General features: G+C 46.9%; 19 protein-coding genes and 1 pseudogene. 11 read left to right on the forward strand and 9 right to left on the reverse strand.

Annotation, left to right across the window (positions count from 1 at the left end; all coding sequences use genetic code 11):
* Positions 1–140: 140 nt before the first annotated feature.
* Both DP923_RS10220 and DP923_RS10225 read left to right on the forward strand, forming a co-directional pair.
* Positions 141–1124 (forward strand): annotated as a pseudogene (locus tag DP923_RS10220) (PLP-dependent cysteine synthase family protein); the annotation flags it as partial.
* A 348-nt stretch (positions 1125–1472) separates the two neighbouring features.
* The gene (locus DP923_RS10225) at positions 1473–1913 is read left to right on the forward strand and encodes a response regulator (protein WP_112305766.1); all 441 of its coding nucleotides are present in this window, start codon (positions 1473–1475) and stop codon (positions 1911–1913) included.
* A gap of 50 nt (positions 1914–1963) precedes the next feature.
* Here the strand turns inward: DP923_RS10225 and DP923_RS10230 are convergent, their stop codons facing one another.
* Complete coding sequence (locus DP923_RS10230; RefSeq protein WP_112305767.1) at positions 1964–2809, reverse strand: sulfite exporter TauE/SafE family protein; 846 nt, start codon at positions 2807–2809, stop codon at positions 1964–1966.
* A gap of 28 nt (positions 2810–2837) precedes the next feature.
* Positions 2838–4472 (reverse strand): adenine deaminase, encoded by a 1635-nt coding sequence (gene ade / locus DP923_RS10235; protein WP_112305768.1) that lies wholly within the window; start codon positions 4470–4472, stop codon positions 2838–2840.
* 84 nt (positions 4473–4556) lie between these two features.
* Between ade and DP923_RS16700 the strand changes: the two genes are divergently transcribed.
* The 5 genes from DP923_RS16700 to DP923_RS10260 all read left to right on the forward strand — a co-directional run bounded on the left by DP923_RS16700 (position 4557) and on the right by DP923_RS10260 (position 8152).
* A complete protein-coding gene (locus tag DP923_RS16700; RefSeq protein ID WP_165838175.1) occupies positions 4557–4706 on the forward strand; it encodes a hypothetical protein in 150 nt (49 codons plus the stop codon).
* Positions 4707–4727: 21 nt separating this feature from the next.
* The gene (gene cmk / locus DP923_RS10245; protein WP_112305770.1) at positions 4728–5432 is read left to right on the forward strand and encodes a (d)CMP kinase; all 705 of its coding nucleotides are present in this window, start codon (positions 4728–4730) and stop codon (positions 5430–5432) included.
* A gap of 10 nt (positions 5433–5442) precedes the next feature.
* A complete protein-coding gene (locus DP923_RS10250; RefSeq protein ID WP_112306232.1) occupies positions 5443–6333 on the forward strand; it encodes a 4-hydroxy-3-methylbut-2-enyl diphosphate reductase in 891 nt (296 codons plus the stop codon).
* Between the two features lie 77 nt (positions 6334–6410).
* Positions 6411–6953: a DUF502 domain-containing protein gene (locus tag DP923_RS10255; RefSeq protein WP_112306233.1), complete on the forward strand. Its 543-nt coding sequence runs from the start codon at positions 6411–6413 to the stop codon at positions 6951–6953.
* A gap of 392 nt (positions 6954–7345) precedes the next feature.
* Positions 7346–8152 (forward strand): alpha/beta fold hydrolase, encoded by an 807-nt coding sequence (locus DP923_RS10260; RefSeq protein ID WP_112305771.1) that lies wholly within the window; start codon positions 7346–7348, stop codon positions 8150–8152.
* A 227-nt stretch (positions 8153–8379) separates the two neighbouring features.
* On the opposite strand, the gene DP923_RS10265 is transcribed toward DP923_RS10260, so the two are convergent.
* A complete protein-coding gene (locus tag DP923_RS10265; protein WP_125047699.1) occupies positions 8380–8901 on the reverse strand; it encodes a hypothetical protein in 522 nt (173 codons plus the stop codon).
* A 191-nt stretch (positions 8902–9092) separates the two neighbouring features.
* Here DP923_RS10265 and DP923_RS10270 point away from each other — a divergent pair, with 191 nt between their 5' ends.
* From DP923_RS10270 to DP923_RS10285, 4 genes are all read left to right on the forward strand, one after another.
* A complete protein-coding gene (locus DP923_RS10270) occupies positions 9093–10271 on the forward strand; it encodes a PQQ-dependent sugar dehydrogenase (RefSeq protein ID WP_112305773.1) in 1179 nt (392 codons plus the stop codon).
* 102 nt (positions 10272–10373) lie between these two features.
* On the forward strand, positions 10374–10868 hold the full coding sequence (locus DP923_RS10275; RefSeq protein WP_112305774.1) for an ATP-dependent zinc protease family protein: 495 nt from the start codon (positions 10374–10376) through the stop codon (positions 10866–10868).
* A complete protein-coding gene (gene rimK / locus DP923_RS10280; RefSeq protein ID WP_112305775.1) occupies positions 10865–11770 on the forward strand; it encodes a 30S ribosomal protein S6--L-glutamate ligase in 906 nt (301 codons plus the stop codon). Before DP923_RS10275 ends, rimK begins: the two co-directional genes overlap by 4 nt.
* Before the next feature lies 1 nt (position 11771).
* A complete protein-coding gene (locus DP923_RS10285) occupies positions 11772–12713 on the forward strand; it encodes a succinylglutamate desuccinylase/aspartoacylase family protein (protein WP_112305776.1) in 942 nt (313 codons plus the stop codon).
* A 10-nt stretch (positions 12714–12723) separates the two neighbouring features.
* On the opposite strand, the gene DP923_RS10290 is transcribed toward DP923_RS10285, so the two are convergent.
* From DP923_RS10290 to DP923_RS10320, 6 genes are all read right to left on the reverse strand, one after another.
* Positions 12724–13410: a hypothetical protein gene (locus DP923_RS10290; protein WP_112305777.1), complete on the reverse strand. Its 687-nt coding sequence runs from the start codon at positions 13408–13410 to the stop codon at positions 12724–12726.
* A gap of 318 nt (positions 13411–13728) precedes the next feature.
* A complete protein-coding gene (locus DP923_RS10295; protein WP_112306234.1) occupies positions 13729–14232 on the reverse strand; it encodes a hypothetical protein in 504 nt (167 codons plus the stop codon).
* 106 nt (positions 14233–14338) lie between these two features.
* Positions 14339–15124 (reverse strand): SAM-dependent methyltransferase, encoded by a 786-nt coding sequence (locus tag DP923_RS10300; RefSeq protein WP_112305778.1) that lies wholly within the window; start codon positions 15122–15124, stop codon positions 14339–14341.
* 44 nt (positions 15125–15168) lie between these two features.
* Positions 15169–15840, reverse strand: a complete 672-nt coding sequence (locus tag DP923_RS10305) for an oxidoreductase (protein WP_112305779.1) — start codon at positions 15838–15840, stop codon at positions 15169–15171.
* 63 nt (positions 15841–15903) lie between these two features.
* Positions 15904–16755, reverse strand: coding sequence for a CvfB family protein (locus tag DP923_RS10310; protein ID WP_112305780.1), 852 nt, complete (start codon positions 16753–16755; stop codon positions 15904–15906).
* Between the two features lie 685 nt (positions 16756–17440).
* The gene (locus tag DP923_RS10320; RefSeq protein ID WP_112305782.1) at positions 17441–18073 is read right to left on the reverse strand and encodes a Dps family protein; all 633 of its coding nucleotides are present in this window, start codon (positions 18071–18073) and stop codon (positions 17441–17443) included.
* Positions 18074–18118: the final 45 nt, after the last annotated feature.

Consider the following 18118-nt stretch of genomic DNA (forward strand, 5'->3'; position numbering starts at 1 on the left):
ATGTTTGAAGTATACCTTGCCGCACAAAAACACTTATACCGCTAACGCGCCCAGTTAGATACATCTTTAAAGCTCCAAAGCCCGGAAATTAAAGTATAAATTTATTTGTGTAAATTGCAGCATCATTCAAAAAACCGCACATGACGTATCTGAACCATATTTCCGAAGCTATCGGGAACACGCCTTTAGTAAAACTAAATAACGTAACAGCTGGTGTAAAAGCCACTATCCTGGCTAAAGTAGAGTATTTTAACCCGGGCAACTCCGTGAAAGACCGCATGGCGGTTAAGATGATCGAAGATGCTGAGAAAGCCGGCCTGTTAAAACCGGGGGGTACTATTATAGAAGGTACATCCGGCAACACGGGCATGGGTCTGGCGCTGGCTGCCATTGCAAAAGGCTACAAGTGTATTTTTACGCTTTCTGATAAGCAGAGCAAAGAGAAAATGGATATCCTGCGTGCCGTTGGCGCTGAGGTTCGAGTTTGCCCTACCAATGTAGCACCTGACCATCCGGACTCTTACTACTCGGTAGCGAAACGCCTGAACGCAGAAATCCCAAATTCGTTTTACCCGAACCAGTACGATAACCTGTCTAACACAGCGGCGCACTACGAAGGCACCGGCCCCGAGATCTGGAACCAGACAGATGGGAAAATAACGCATTTTGTAACAGGCGTAGGCACAGGCGGCACCATTTCCGGTATAGCTAAATTTTTGAAAGAGCAGAATGCAGACGTAAAAAGCATCGGCATCGATACGTATGGCTCTGTGTTCAAAAAGTATAAGGAAACCGGTATTTTTGATGAGAACGAAATTTACGCGTACGCCACCGAAGGCATCGGCGAAGATATCCTTCCAAAAAACGTGGACTTCGACCTGATCGATACCTTTATTAAAGTAACAGATAAGGATGCCGCTTTAATGACGCGCCGTCTGGCTAAAGAAGAAGGCCTGTTTGTAGGCTGGTCGTGTGGCTCGGCCGTACACGGTGCCCTGGAGTATGCCAGAGAAAACAACCTGACCGAAGATGATGTATTGGTTGTGTTGCTACCCGACCACGGCACACGCTACCTAGCCAAGATTTACAACGATGAGTGGATGAAAGCGCAGGGTTATTTAGACTAAACTGCTTTTATTAACAAAAAACGCTTGGTATAACAATACCGAGCGTTTTTTGTTAAATATGATTCAACAAAAAGTATAAATTAAAGTACTAGATTAGATACGTGATGTGGTGATCAGAGGCAAACTGGCCAGACACGTAAGAATAGTACCAATTTTGGATAAATTTTCATACTTTTGTTTAAACATCTACAGTCCGTGCCGTTGCTCTACAGTTCGGTTAACACATTATTTATACTTTAAAACCTGCTGGCAAGCTTTCATAAAGTATAAATTACTTATCGCAAGTGTTTTACGATCAGGTAAAACTGTTCTGCGATTAGCAGATTAATTTTTGAGAAGTATAGAATGGAAAAACTCACTGGCGTTTTATTAATAGACGACGACGATACTACCAACTTCCTGAACCAGCGGTTGCTCGACAGGATGGACGTAGCCGATAATATCCGCACCTTCGTGAATGGCAAACAGGCATTTGATTACCTTTATAATGTTAGCAATAACAATTATGATGCTTCAAATAAAAACTACTTTGTGCCGCAACTTATTTTCCTGGATATAAATATGCCGGTAATGGACGGGTTTGAGATGCTGGATATGTTTGACAGGCTGAACCCCGATTTCAGGAAAGGTATCGTGATGGCTGTACTTACTACATCCACACATCCGCAGGATACCGAGAGCTCTAAAAAGTATGCAGCCGAGTATCTGACCAAACCCCTTACGGCAGAGAAAGTAGAAGCATTGCTGGCGAAATATTTTAAAGAAGAAAACGAACTGGAAGCTTAAAGGCTGACCAGGCAAGTATAAAAAGCGCGGCATTTGCTGCGCTTTTTTTGTTAGAACGAAAATCCGAAGTTTGATCTGATTGCCAGGTTTAACAACACGCCTACACCTGCCAATAGCAGCCCAATCCCGATCAGTTTTTCGAGGTTGGTTGTTTTGGCGCGTTTCTGTTTGATGATGTTGCCCGCAAAAGCGCCGATCGCAAACGAGACCATCAGGGGCAGGCAGCGGTTCCAGAGCACGTTTCCGAGCAAAAAGTGGCTGATAAAACCTGTAAAACTGGTAATGACAAGTATAAAAAGCGAGGTGGATGTAGCGATCAGCGGTGGTATCCTGAATAGCTTGATCATCATGGGAGTCTGTACAAAACCTCCGCCAATTCCGAACAGCCCAGCCATAACACCCGATACAAACCCGAACGTGGAAATGATGCCGCCATTGATGCGGTAAGCCATGTGCTTTGCCCTGTTTTTCCGGATAAAAGATGTGGGAGCACGCCGGATGCGGTACATAACACCCGTATGCCGAAGCTGTACTTTCGGTTTAGGAGGCGTTAGCATCATAGCGCCAACAATCAGTACAAAAACAGCAAAAAAGAGCTGTAATTTAAACACAGGCAGAAACGCCACCATAAAAGCGCCCAGCATGGTTCCGGCCATCGCGGGGAGTTGGATCAGGGTGCCCACCAGGTAATCTATACTTCGGTCGCGGAGGTTAAAAACGGAGGCAATGATAGAGCCCGGCACCAGTGCGGCCATGGTAGAGCCGATCGCAATTTCGATGTTGAACCCGAAAAAGATGATCAGGATCGGGACCATAAAAACGCCGCCACCGAACCCGATAACCGTACCGAAACCGCTAACCAGCACCCCGACCAGAAAAATAAGAAACTCCTCCATGGCAGCAGCCAAGTATGGCTATGTCTATCTATTCAGCTACAGATACGAACCGGAACGACTCCCCGTTAAATAAACCTTTATCGCTGAGCTTAAGCGATGGAATAACCAGCAAAGCCATAAACGAAAGTGTCATGAACGGCGAAGCCAGCGTACTGCCCATTTCCTTGCTCAGTTTATCGATAGCCGAGTATGCTTCTGCTACCGAATAACCATCTTCCGCAGACATAATGCCGGCTACAGGCAGCGCCAGTACTTGTTCGATGTCGCCATCTACTGCGGCAACGCCTCCCTTTGCTTCAATGATCAGGTTTACAGCGCGGGTTATACTTGCATCATCCACACCAACGGCAATAATATTATGCGAATCGTGGCCAACGGAAGAGGCAAGTGCACCGCGTTTCAGGCCGATGTTTTTAATGAAAGCCACGGCTGGCAAAGAATTCTCATAGCGGTTAACAACGGTCATCTTCAGCACATCCTGTTCTACATCCGATACGATAAAGCCATTCGCCACCTTTGGCGTTGCCCAGCCTTCTCTGGTAATCAGTTGTCCATCGAACGCTTCGATCACGCGTATTTTTTCGGCAGCGCCAATGGGTAACTCAAACTGGGCGGCTACTTTTATATCGGTGTTAAAATTATTGATGATCTCGCTTGGCGTAAAAGCGATGTTGGTTTTTCCGTTTTCAGCTACCAGCTCACCGTTAATGTAAGTTGCTTTTACAGTAAAATCAACGAGGTTATCGACAAGTATAAAATCAGCAGCATCGCCCTCGCGCAGCAAGCCAACCTGTAGCTTATAGTGTTGCACCGGGTTTATACTTGCTGCCCGCAACACATTAAACAAGGTGTGGCCTTTTGCCAGCGCGCGCTTCACGAGCAGGTTAATGTGGCCCTCTACTAAGTTATCCGGGTGCTTATCATCGGAGCAGAACATGATCTCGGTCGGGTAATCGGAAAGGAGCGGGATAAGGGCCTCGAAGTTTTTGGCTGCGCTGCCTTCCCGGATCAGTATTTTCATGCCAACGGCGAGTTTATCCAGTGCTTCTTCGGCGGTAAAGCATTCGTGGTCGGTGGTGATGCCGGCAGCGGCGTATAGCTTGGCCTGTTCGCCGCGCAAGCCGGGCGCGTGCCCGTCTACTGCTTTGCCATACTTTAGCGCCAGTTCAATTTTCTCCATCACGTCCGCATCACGGTTCAGTACGCCCGGCCAGTTCATCATTTCGGCTAAGTATACAATATCGTCGCGTTTAAAAAGTGTTTCGATGTCGGCGGCTGTAATTTCGGCACCAGCTGTTTCGAAGGGTGTGGCCGGCACACAGGAAGGCGCACCAAAATAAAACTTGAACGGTACTTTTTTGCCATTTTCTACCATGTATTCCACCCCTTTCAAACCGAGCACATTTCCTATTTCGTGCGGGTCTGATACGGTGGCTACGGTGCCATGCACCACGGCTAAACGGGCAAACTCAGAGGGCACCAGCATGGAGCTTTCTACGTGCACGTGTGCATCTACAAAGCCCGGCATAATATAATTCTTGCTTTGAGCGGGCTCACGAACTATTTTAGAAATGCGGCCGTTTGACACATGAACACTACCTTCGTAGATCTCCTGCAGGTGCAGGTCTACAATGCGGCCGGAAACGGAAAAATCTGTAGGCATAGCGGGGGTCTTAGATTCGGATAAATTGCGCTTAATAGGGCTTGAACCCGAAATTACTTTATATTTGCATTAAATTCAGTCGTTTTGAAAAAGATAATTTCATACCTGGTCCTGGCGGGCTTTCTGGCCACCGGCACCCTGGAAAGTTGCACCATGAAAACGCCGCAGCAAAAAAAGACGGCTGCGCTAAAACGCAAGGGTGGCAAAATGCCGTGCCCCTGTGATTCTAATTAAGTATAATTCTGATTTACCGAGATGAAGAAAATTGTAATTGCCATTGATGGCTACTCCTCCTGCGGAAAAAGCACAACAGCCAAACTGGTTGCCGCCGAGATGGGTTACGCTTACATTGATACCGGCGCCATGTACAGAGCAGTTACGTTATACTTTCTTCAGCACCATATTGCGCTCACCAACCCGAAAGAAGTGCAGGATGGCCTCGATAACATCGATGTTTCGTTTCATTACAATCCCAAAACAAAGCGTAACGAAACGTTCCTGAACGGCCTGAACGTGGAAGACGAGATACGTAAAATGTACATCTCCAACCAGGTAAGCGAAGTAAGCGTAGTAGCAGCAGTGCGCCATGCCATGGTAGCCCAGCAACAGAAGATGGGCCGTAAACGCGGGGTGGTAATGGATGGGCGCGACATCGGGACGGCCGTTTTTCCGGATGCAGAGGTAAAGGTGTTTATGACCGCCGACGTAGATACGCGTGCCAAGCGCCGCCAGCAGGAACTGCTTGATAAGAACCAGCTGATCAACCTGGATGAGATAAAGGAAAACCTGCAGAAACGCGACCACATCGACTCTACCCGGGAAGAAAGCCCTTTGCGCCGCGCCGAAGATGCGCACTTGCTGGATACCTCTTTCATGACGATTGACGAGCAGGTGGAATTTGTACTGAACAAAGTAACGACTACCTTGTTCGAGAATGAGATGGCCTTACAACAAAGCTGATACGAAAACCATGAACATAACAATAGACAAAAATTCAGGCTACTGCTTCGGTGTTGAATTCGCTATACAGATGGCCGAAGACGAATTGGAGAGCAGCCAGGAACTGTACTGTCTGGGTGATATTGTTCATAACGGCATGGAAGTACAGCGCCTCTACGGCAAAGGGCTACGCATCATCGACCGTGCCCAACTGGAAGAACTCCATGATTGTAAAGTACTGATCCGTGCACACGGCGAGCCACCGGAAACCTACAAACTGGCGCTTAAAAATAACATCGAACTGATCGATGCTTCGTGCCCGGTTGTGTTGAAGCTGCAGAACCGCGTAAAACATGCCTTCGATTCTATCCAGACTGATAAAGGCCAGATCGTACTATACGGGCAGCAGGGCCACGCCGAAGTAATTGGTTTGGCCGGCCAGACCCGCGACGAAGCCATCATCGTAACAACAGAAGAAGATCTGGCTAAGATAGATTTTACACGCCCGGTTACCCTTTTCAGCCAGACAACCAAAAGCACCAAAGGCTTTTACCACATGAAAGCCCTGATCGAAGAGCGCATCAAGCAAGCTAACCCGGAGCAGGTATTACCAGAATTTGACGCCAACGATAGCATTTGCCGCCAAGTATCAAACCGCGAACCGCAGCTTACCAGATTCTCCGTAGAGCATGATGTGATCATCTTTGTAAGCGGTAAGAAAAGCTCGAACGGCAAGGCGCTTTACAGTGTGTGCAAGCAGCATAACCCAAACAGCTATTTTATCGAAAACGAACAGGAGCTGGACCCGGCCTGGTTTGCCAACGCCAACAGTGTAGGTATTTGCGGCGCTACGTCTACGCCTATGTGGCTGATGGAACAGGTAGCACGCGGCATAGAAGCACTCGATACGGCTACTGTTTAATATAGTAACTCAACTATAAAGCATTTTTGCTAATTTAGGCTTTGCTGCGGCAAAGCCTTTTTTTATTTCTGTTATTTATGAAACGTTTTTTTAATTACTTCCTGAACGGGCTGATCATTATTGCGCCGATCACCATTACCGTCTGGATTATTGTTGGTGTAATTGATTGGCTGGATTCGCTGTTTGACCTGGGCATTCCGGGTTTGGGCTTGCTGATGATGGTGGTGCTGCTAACGGGTGTTGGCTTTATCAGTTCCTCGTTTCTGGTGAAGCCATTCTTTATAATCGCCGAGCGATTGTTTCATAAACTGCCGCTGGTTAGTATTATCTACTCCAGTATAAAAGATCTGTTTGATGCCTTTGTGGGCGACAACCAGAAGTTTAACAAGCCAGCTTTGGTAAGGATGTCGGATGAGGTCGAAAATTATAAAATGGGCTTTGTAACGCAGGAAAGTATGGAATCCGTTGACCTGGAAGATAAAGTAGCCGTATACTTTCCGCACTCCTATAACTTTTCAGGAGAGCTGTTCCTGGTGCCGGCCAAAAATGTTACTTACATCGATCTGCCAAGCAGCGAGGTGATGAAATTTGTGGTATCGGGTGGCGTATCGAAGCTGTAATTTCCTTAAAACTAAATTGTTAAATGGTTGACTGTTGAGATATAGGATTCTGCCGCGAGTTTAGCGACAGCGTAACTTGTGGCTAAGTATGGTACAAGTTTTCAACTTGCGTTCTGCGACAGCAGAAAAACGAAGCTTGCGGAAACTATGATTGAGTTTTGTCATCCTGTAAAGGATCCTGGGAATGAGTTGCAAGTAATGCACAAGATCCTTTACAAGATGATAGAATGGGAAAGCCCTTTTTCACACTTCAAAAGCCATCGCCAAAATATAAGCCATTGCAGGTCATGCTTAACCACAAGTTACCGCTGCGCTCAAACTCGCGGCAGTTGAAACTTTAAGGCAATTCAACAATCAACCATTTAACTATCAAACAATTTAACAATCAACAGTTGCCTCATCTCGTTCATAATAAATCAAAATTACATTACCGTGTAATTGGCTGCGGAGAAAAGGTGTTGCTGGCATTCCATGGGTACGGGCAGAACAGCAAGTATTACCTGCCAATGGAAAAAGCGCTCGGCGATGATTATACCATCTACGCCTTCGACCTGTTTTTCCATGGCAAAAGCCATCTGCAAAAGCAGGATGCGCCGCTTACCAAAGTATACTTAACAGAAGCCATACTTCAGTTCTTAGAGCAGCATAGCATCGGGCAGTTTTCGGTGATGGGTTTTAGCATGGGCGGTAAATTTGCGCTTACGTTAGCAGAGCAACTGCCCGAACGCATAGAAGAGCTTTTCCTGATTGCGCCGGATGGCATCAAAACAAGCTTCTGGTATAACATTGCGACTTACCCCGGCTGGATGCAGCAATTCTTTAAACGCACCGTACTAAAGCCGAACGGTTTTTTTAAAATACTGCGCGTGTTCAATAAGTATAAAATTGTGCACAAAAGTGTGGTTCGGTTTGCTCATTCGCAGATGGATACCACGACCAAACGCTTACGGGTTTACCGCAGCTGGATCAGTTTCCGGGAGCTGAGTTTTGACAGGAAGGTGCTGATCCAGACGTTAAATCGACATCAGATTCCGGTAACCATGTTTTTAGGAGAGTTTGATAAAGTGATCGCGCCAAAGCAACTCCATGGTTTTGTAAACGCCCTTACCAACGGCGAACTCGTTATACTTAAAACCGGCCATTCGCATTTATTGCTGGAGGTAGCCGAGCTGCTGCACAAACGGAAAAGTAAAGTATAGATCAAATCTGATCCTCACAAGTATAAATTAACACTTACTAAGCTGTTTTGCGGTTTAAATTATATTATTTAAACCCGCCGTTGTTGGTGTTTTCACCAACAACTAAACCTTCCCAGTGGGCGCTAACTTGAGACAACACGCAGTAAGGGCAGCGAAGAAAACCAAAGTATGGCACGGGCTTTTTCAGAAGTATAAAATCATACTTTTACTTTTCTTCCAAAGTATAGCTAAAACTTTTGCTGCGGCGTGTTCAGGTCTTTGTTCGGGATTTGCAACGGACCGAGGTAATAGTATTTCCCATCCAGCCGGATAACATTAAATGTAATAGGTACAGGCGGCAGCCCATAAGCGGCTATTTCCAGTTTTACAGGTATGATGGTGGTATTTTTAACCAAGGCGGTATCGGCGGTTATACGTTTAATTTTTGCTTCGGCCCAGTTCATTTCAAGTAAGGCACCATCTTTTAACAACTGGCTGAAATCTTTCTGAAAATCGTTCTGGATCTGGTCGGGTAAGTATAAAAGCAGGCTTTCGCGCACAGGTGCATTGCCCAGTTGCATCAACTTATCGTACACTTGTTTAGTTGGGATATAGGGTTGCAGCAAACTAAAATCAGACCCTTGCAGGGCACCATGTAGTAACACAGCCATCTCCCGGACAGTTACTATTCCTGATTGCTGATTTTGAGAAGCGGGTTGCTTAAGTGTAATAGCTAATGCCTGTGCCGAAAATTGTAATGTCAGCAGCATGCAAAAAAACAACCATGCCCATCTATACTTTATCATAATTACAGAGTAAGTTTGCCGGAGCCGTTTATAACAATGGCAGCGCCGCTAAAGTATACGTATGCTAATAAAATGCTGCGCTACAAAATGCGGTTTTCCAAGTCACTTTTACTGTATGTACCACAGGTACGCTAGCTGTTAAGATCAATCAAAACATGAAAAAAATTAAAGACCTGCTGTTGCTTTCGGGCTTATTATTCAGCTTAGGCTGCGATTCGAAAACAGAATCAGCCACGACCGCCACAACATCAGAAACCGAAACAGAAACGGCTGCGGCTACTGCAACCGTAGACGAAAACCTGGCGAAAATTAAATTGCCGGAAGGTTTCCAGATCGAATATTATGCCCAGGATGTGGAAAATGCACGCTCTATGGCACTGAGCCCGTCTGGGGTTCTGTATGTAGGCACGCGCAGCAACGATAAGGTTTTTGCTGTTGTAGATAAAAACAAAGATGGCAAAGCGGATGAAGTAATAGAGATTGCTGCCGGCCTTAACTCGCCGAACGGTGTTGCCCTGAAAGACGGCGACTTGTATGTAGCCGAGATCAGCCGCGTAATCAAGTTTCCGGATATCGAGAATACGTTCCGTAACAAACCAAAGTATGAAATTGTAAACGACAAGTTCCCAACCGAAGGACACCACGGCTGGAAATACATAGCTTTTGGCCCTGATGGAAAGCTGTACGTTCCGGTTGGAGCGCCTTGTAACATCTGCAAATCAGAAAAAGAGATTTACGCGTCCATTACCCGCATGAACGCCGATGGCTCCGGCCTGGAAGTATATGCACACGGCGTGCGCAACACTGTGGGCTTTGACTGGCACCCGGAAAGCAAGAATTTATACTTTACCGACAATGGCCGCGACATGCTGGGCGATAATACGCCAGCCGACGAACTGAACCGCGCCACCAAAAAAGGCGAGCATTTCGGGTATCCGTTTTGCCATGCCGGCACCATTTCCGATCCGGAGTTCGGAAGCCAGCGCAACTGCAACGATTTCGTGAAACCTGTGCAAACCTTAACACCACATGGCGCTGCGCTGGGCATGAAATTTTATACGGGCAACCAGTTTCCGGACGCGTACAAAAACCAGGTATTTGTAGCAGAACATGGCTCCTGGAACCGCTCCGAAAAAATTGGCTACCGTATTATGCAGGTAAGTATGGATGCCAGCGGAAACGCGACCGGCTATAAACCTTTTGCCGAAGGCTGGTTACAGAACGGCGAAGAATGGGGCAGACCTGTGGATGTGGTGATAGACAAAGATGGTTCGATGCTGATTTCGGATGATAAGAACAACGCCATTTACCGCATCAGCTACAAAAAGAGTTAGAAAGGTAAAAGTTAAAGAGTTAGAAAGTATAAATGGCGTTAAGATGCGGCAGGTATACTTTCTGATTTTTAAATGTTCTGATTAAACTTATAGTGATCCTGCATGAGAGATAAAAAAGAAGAAGGCGTAAAACCGGAAAAGAAAGTAATCGGGCGGCGGGAGCACATCTCGTTACCGGAACTGGACCTGCAGGACCTCGAAGCAAAAATAGATACGGGTGCTTATACCTCGGCCATCCATTGCTCTGATATACACACCGAAACTATGCCAGATGGCACGCAGGTAATTTGTGTAGATTTGCTCGATCCATCGCATCCAAAGTATAACCACCGGAAACTCAGGTTTGCAGAGTATGACCTGCGCGAAATAAAAAGCTCGTTTGGGGAGGTGCAGCAGCGCTACATTATCCGGACCACGATTGAGCTTTTTAACGAAGTATTTGAAGCCGAATTCTCGCTCTCGGACCGCAGCGATATGAAGTACCCGGTCCTGATCGGAAGAAAATTGCTGAAAGGCCGGTATATAGTAGATATTTCCCGTAAAGACCTGTCCCGGAAGTATAAATCAAAACAAAAGCAGAAACAAAATAACCCATGAAAATAGCCATCCTTTCCCGCGACCCGAAGCTATACTCTACCCGCCGCCTGGTAGAAGCAGCACAACAGCGGGGGCACCAGGCCGTAGTGCTCGATCACCTGCGCTGCGACCTCATCATCGAACAAAACGACCCGCATATACTTTACAAAGGCGAACGCCTGACCGATATTGATGCCGTTATTCCACGGATAGGTGCTTCGGTTACATTTTACGGTACGGCTGTGGTGCGCCAGTTTGAGATGATGAAAGTGAAAAGCGCCGTCGCCTCGCAGGCCATTGTGCGCTCCCGCGATAAACTGCGCAGCCTTCAGATCTTATCCAGAGCCGGCCTCGGGATGCCAAAAACAGCCTTTACCAATTACTCCAAAGGCGGCACTTCCGAACTGGTAAAAGAAGTAGGCGGGGCCCCGCTAGTCATTAAATTGCTGGAAGGCACGCAAGGTTTAGGCGTGGTACTGGCCGAAACAAAAAAAGCGGCAGAATCTGTTATAGAAGCGTTTCATAATTTGAAAGCCCGCATTATTGTGCAGGAGTTTATTGCCGAAGCCGGTGGCGCTGATATTCGTGCGTTTGTAGTGAACGGGGAAATTGTTGGTGCCATGAAGCGCCAGGGCAAAGAAGGGGAATTCCGGTCTAACCTGCACCGGGGTGGCAAAGCAACGCTCATTAAACTTACCCGCCAGGAAAAAGCTGCTGCACTTTTAGCTGCCAGTTCGCTTGGTTTAGGCATTGCCGGTGTAGATCTGTTGCAATCCAAACGCGGGCCACTGATCCTGGAAGTAAACTCATCGCCGGGCCTGGAAGGCATCGAAAACGCGACACAAAAAGACATTGCCAGCAAAATAATAGAATATACCGAAGGCCTGGCCCAGAAAAAGAAAAAATCGCAGGTAGAAGAATAGCATGCCGGAAACCATTACCATCAACGGAAAAAGAATTGACCGGGGCGAAAAAGTACTGACCAAATTAGTGATCAGTAAGCTGCCCAGCGGTACCGTCATCGAAATTCCAGTCTATGTGTTCCGGTCGGTGCACGATGGGCCGGTGGTGTTGCTGATGGCTGGCATGCACGGCGACGAAGTAAACGGGACCGAGATTATCCGTAGGATGCTCTGCAAAAAAATGCTGTACCCGCTGCGTGGTACCATTATAGCCGTACCGATCCTGAATATTTATGGTTTCCTGAATTTTTCGAGGGAAGTGCCGGATGGCAAAGATGTGAACCGCAGTTTTCCGGGCAACCGCGATGGTTCGCTGGCCAGCCGCGTGGCACATCGCTTTATGAAGGAAGTAATGCCGTATGTGGATTACGGACTCGATTTCCATACGGGTGGCTCCAGTCGTGCTAATTACCCGCAGATACGGTGTGTGCTGGATGATCTGCAGAACCATGATCTGGCCAACGCGTTCGCGCCGCCTTTTATACTTAATGCACCTTACCGCCAGGGCTCGCTCCGGAAAGAAGCTGCCAAACTAGGCAAATCTATACTTGTATACGAAACCGGCGAAAGCCTTCGCTTTGATGAGCACGGCATTGAAGCCGGAATAGCGGGTACCAACCGGTTTTTGCAGCATTTACAAATGGTTAGCAGTGCACCGCCCCCTACCTCCGAAACCATTGTCTGCGCAAAAGATACCTGGATAAGAGCTAAGAATGCGGGCTTGTGGCGTTGCTTTGTAACAACAGGTAGCTACGTTAAAAAGAACCAGTACATTGGGAGTATAACCGACCCGTACGGGGAAATGGAAGTACGCATTAACGCCACTGCAGCCGGCTATATTATCGGGTTAAATAACATGCCGGTTGTAAACCAGGGGGATGCTTTGCTGCACTTAGCTTTCTAACTGATCAAAATTACTGGCAACAGTTACAATTTTCCAGGAGTTTTTTTGTGCTTTTTTTCAGCGCTTTGTTCATGGCCAGCGATACTGTGGAAGCGTTTACAGTTGTCTGGCCGCGGGTGCCGTTTTCGTAGTCGTTATTCGGGAGCGATAAACCGATCATTTTAGTGGTGGTAACCAAGGTGTACAGTAGCTTTTGTGAGGCCGTGCTGTATACTTCGTAGCGTAGTGTGGCGGTAGTTTCGCTTGCATCTTCTGGTGTGTTGTACTGGTGCATTTCGCGCACTTCGGCGGCGCTGGCAGTTACATATCCAGTGCCTGAAGCAAGGTTGCCAACCGTGGGTTTCAGGTAATAGGCATAGCCCATCTGCTGCATTTTAGCCAGATTTATACTATCAGGCGCTAAATCTGGTTTTATACCTTTCATCCGGAGGTATATTTCCTGCTCTGTCGTATAAGCTGGCTGTAAACCGGCCGCAGTCAGTTGCTCACTCAGTTTTTCATACAACACATACGATCTGTTGGCTGATACGCCTTTCATTTCGCCAACCAGTATTTTATCGCCAGCCGCAAACGCCTGCGGGCATCCTCCTGTAGACGAAGTATAATTTGTAACCGGGATGCAGCTGGTTGCAGCAAACAGCAGGCAAAAGAACAGTGTCATTTTCAGGATGAGGGAAAGAAGCAGATTTGTTTTCATGAAGTATAAATAAAGTGCAGGTAAGTTTAGTTAAAAGCTGATATGCTAAAGTATAGATTTAATTTAATATAAATGTGAATGTTATACCGTGAAGCTGTTTAGAGTTTCCAATTATAGTGGCTAAATTTATCATTGTTAGTGTTATCACCAATATCTATACTTTTATCAACAGGTGCTTGCTGGTGAAAACACATAGCAAGGACGGCAGATTTTGATTTTCTAAAAAACGCTGAACAACTTCTTTTATAAGAGATCGAGCTAACAAAAAAGGCCCGGCTAAAGTATAGCCAGGCCTTTTTTAAAGTATGAATGTTTCTGTTAGAATACGTAACGCACGTGCAGTGCTGAATCCCAGTAACCGCCGCCGCTTGGTATGTTAATGTATGGTTTAATATCAGCGCCCACTGTAAATGGAATATCTTTCAGGTAATACTCTAAACCAAGTATACCATCAATACCAAACCCAACTACATTATCGTGGTAGTGTTCGTCGTAGCGCTTGTGTTTTTTATGGTAGTAGTAACGGCCTTCGTAAAAGCCCAGGTGCCCGCCTAAGCCATAGTACCATTGCAAGCCAGAGGTGTTAAAAGCCTGTGCGTGTTTTTCGTACAATACTGTAACTGTAGCGCCTCTGTACCGGAAGCTGCTGCTCAGGATACCTTCGATGGCGGCATCGCTCTTAATAAAATGTTTTACAGTAAGCCCCGAAGCAGCACCGCCCCTGAAACCAATACCTGTAGAATAACCACTCTGAGCCTGTGCGCCAAGCGCAAGTGATAGCATGAATGCAAGCGTAAACGTAAAGCGAATAAAATTTTTCATGAATAAATTGAAAGTAATTGTGCCGAAGGCATAGCAGTTGCTCGTACCTGGCATTTGTAAAGTTAGAACTAAAAACGTAGTAAAAACCAGATATTGTATAGACAGGCTATTTTTTATTTTGTTCTTTGTAATCCTGGAGGTAAACGGATTTTTGAGTGCGGCGCCCGATCAGCTTAAAAAACGAAATGAAGTTGTCTTTATCGTGCTCCAGCGCCTTGGCGAAAGCATCGGTTTCGTCTTTTTGCTGATAGTCGCGGATGTACTCGGTGCGCACCAGGCTTGCTTCTGCCAGTTCTTCGGCTACTTCAACCGCTACAAGGCCGGTCTTTTCCCAAAGCTTTTTCCACCAGTTAATGGTGTGCACATAATACCAGTAGCTCTGGAAATCTTTCCGCAGAAAGCTGGGTACATCTTTCAGGGTTTCTATTTCTGATCTGAAACAAACATCTACAATGGCAATGTAACCGCCGGGCTTAATAAAGCGGGCGATGTAAGGCAGATATTTATCGTCGGTGCCAAAGTAAGTATATGAATCCACCACGATCACGGCATCAAAATACTCTTCGGCAAACGGCAACGCGCGCGCATCGGCCTCTATCGGTATCACGGTTTTGTCGCAGCCGGACTCCTGAATGCGCTCGTAATTTTCGCTGGCAGGTATGGCTTCATCTACCGCCCACACGGTAACACCAAATTCCTTTGCCAGAAAAATAGAACTGATGGCTTTGCCGCAACCCAGATCGAGCACCCGCATGCCGGGCTTCAGGTTAAGAGATTTGGTGAGGCTTTCGAGGTTAAACAATACATTTTCGCCCATCGAGTGCTTGCGTACCCAATCCGGATCGTAATGCACGGCCTTCGGGAAAATGTGGTGCAGCTGCTGCTTTTGCATGAAAGTATGAATAGGTGGCGAAGCGTGTTACGGCAAAGGCAATGCTAGAGTTTATGTGCCATGCCGGCAATCGCATCTGATGCATACACAAAAACACCGGGCTTGTTCTGCGATGCGGCATACAGCATACTTTTGGCTACGTCCTCGCCTTCGATGGGTTTATACTTTTGCAGCGGTCCAACCATTAAGTTACTGAGCGGCCCCATTATCTTGGCTGCAAGTTCCTCTCCGGTACGCTCTTCTTCGCGCTCGCCCAGCAACAGCGACGGCCTGAAAATATGGACCGAACTAAAATTAAGCCGCTGCACATCATCTTCCATTTCGCCTTTGGTGCGGTTATAAAAGAACATGGAGTTTTTATCAGCCCCCATCGCAGACACTACCATAAACTGAGAAGCACCCTTGCTGGCAGTCAGCTCGGCCAGGCGGGTTACATAGGTATGGTCTACTTTATAGAAAGCCTCTTTCGATCCGGCTGATTTAATCGTTGTGCCCAGGCAGCAGTACACATCGTCGGCTACTAAGTTAGGCGCTTCGCGTTTCAGGTCATCGAAATTAACGATGCGCTGTTCCAGTTTAGGATGCAGAAGGGGCAGGTCGCGGCGGCCAACGGAAATTACCTGGCTGTAACGGTCACTTTTCAGGAGCATATCGAGGCAGTGGCCACCTACAAGACCACTGGCACCGGCTATCAGGGCTGTTCTTACTTTTTGCATAGTGTTATTATACTTAGCAGACTTTACGTTTATAAACGTGCAGAAGTCGATAAAGTATAAAAACTATTTTTCAGGTTGGATCAACCGGATACTGTCTTCTTCGATCTTGATTTTACCAGCTTTGTACAGGCTGCCGATAGCGCGTTTAAACACTTTTTTGCTCATGCCCATCAGCTTGTAAATATCTTCGGGTGTGCTGCTATCCGAGAGAGGGAGCCAGCCGTTGCCTTGCTGCAGGTTTCTTAAGATTTGTTCGGCTGCATCGTCTTTCTCCACAAGCGCGTCGGTGCCTGGTTTGCGCAGCGTTACATCAATTTTATTATCCGGCCGGATGGTTCTGATATAACCTGTCAGTTTATCGCCGATGCGCACATCCCTGAAAACCTCGTTGCGGTACAGGATACCCATGTACTTGTTTTCGATGATGACGCGCACGCCAATATCGGTAAAACCAGCTACCAGCAGCTTTACTTCCTGGTTCACTTCCAGATCGATGCCATCTTCGTTCTGCAGAAATTTGCCAATTTTGGTAGTTGCTACAATGCGGTCCGAGGTATCGTCTAAGTATAAATACACGCAGTAGGTCTGGCCTACACGCATTTTGTCTTTCTGGTTGTGCAGCGGCACCAGCAGGTCTTTTTCGAGGCCCCAGTCCAGGAACGCACCAAACGGTGCCACATCGCGGCAGGTAAGGCAGGCAAATTCGCCAACTGTGGCATAAGGCTCCAGGTTGGTGGCAATTACACGGTCCTCGGAATCGCGGTACACAAACACACGCACAAAATCACCGACTTCCGCGCCTTCGGGTATGTACTTGCCTGGCAACAGAATATCGCCGTCTTCGGAGGTCAGGTAAACACCAAAATCTACTTCGCGGGCTATTTCCAGTGTGTTGTAATTGCCAAGTTCTACCATGTTATGCTACTGTTATCGGTTACGTATGATTTTACAAATTTACGCAAAATAGGAGAGAGTGTGGTAGTTGATTTATACTTTGCGTTTTTTAGGTTTATACTTTGCTGATGTGAATTTTTGCTGGCGAAGCTGGCTGCTTGGCTTAATTGAGAAGTCTTTATTACATAGCTGGCTTTTACGCTCCAAGTCCGCTGGGACTCGTTCTCGGGCATCGCGCTGTTTACTTGAAGCTTGCCGGGGGTAGGGGCCCTCTATTCGCTGCGCTGCGGGCTGCCCCTTACGTGGCACCGCAACAAGTAAAAGGCGCTCAACCCAAGAACTGGGAGAGGTTCTCTCTTCGATCAAAGTATAAAACTTTCTGATCAACAAAGTATAAATCATTTCTGCTCAAAGAAAAAACCTTTCCAGTTTTCGCATTCAGCGCCTTGTGAATTTCCGGTGCCACGTTAGTGGCAGCCGTAAGGCAGGAAATGAACACAGCGCTGAATACGAAAACGCAGCCTGCGCGGCTGCCGAGCGCGAAAGCTAACAATGCAACAAGAACATCTCAATTAAGCCAGGAAGAAGCTACGCTAGAAAAAATCGTACTCAAAGCAGCCAACCACGCCAGCAAAGTATAAAACCAAAAAGAAGAGGCAGCCTGCTTTCACAGACTGCCTCTTTTCCTGAAAATCAAAGTATAAACTTATGCTTTAGCCTTAGACTTTGCTGTACTGGTTGCTTTCGCTTTAGAAGAGGCAGCTTTGCCGTTGGCTGGCTGATCTTCCTGCTCTATCAGGTCTTCCGGCAGCGTAGTTAAACCAACGGAAAGGCTGTCTTCGCCCAGAAAATGCTCAATATGGTGGCAACGGTCTTCAGTTTTCAGAAGGATGCCTTCCAGTAATGCCTTCGTTGCAAAATCATCGTGCTCAAAAGCCAGCTTAATAGATTTGCGTAACTCTACGGCGATGGTTTTTTCGTCGTTCTGGTCTTTTTTCAGCATCTCCCGGATACGGAAAACACCTTCTTCCTCGTGCTCGATGTACGAGATTTTTGCCTGGCTAACCGGGTGGCAGGTCGGCACAAAACCCATCACGGTCAGGCGCTCGGCGATGGCATCATACTGCTCATGAATTTCGGTATAATGCGCTTCGAAGAATAAATGCAGGTCGCGGAACTGCGGGCCTTCCACCATCCAGTGGTGTTTGTGGTACTGGTTAAACAGGGTGATAAAAGAAGCCAGGTGGCGGTCCAGTTCAGTTGCCATTTTCGTAGCTGTATCTTCCGATAAACCTACCGGGTTGCCTTCATATTCAGATTTCTCTCTGAGTTTTTCCATGGTTTTGGGTGTGTTTTAATAGCGGTTATGTAGTACAAAGCCATA

Source organism: Pontibacter arcticus (assembly GCF_003284895.1).
In the GTDB taxonomy this organism is placed as follows: Bacteria; Bacteroidota; Bacteroidia; order Cytophagales; family Hymenobacteraceae; genus Pontibacter; species Pontibacter arcticus.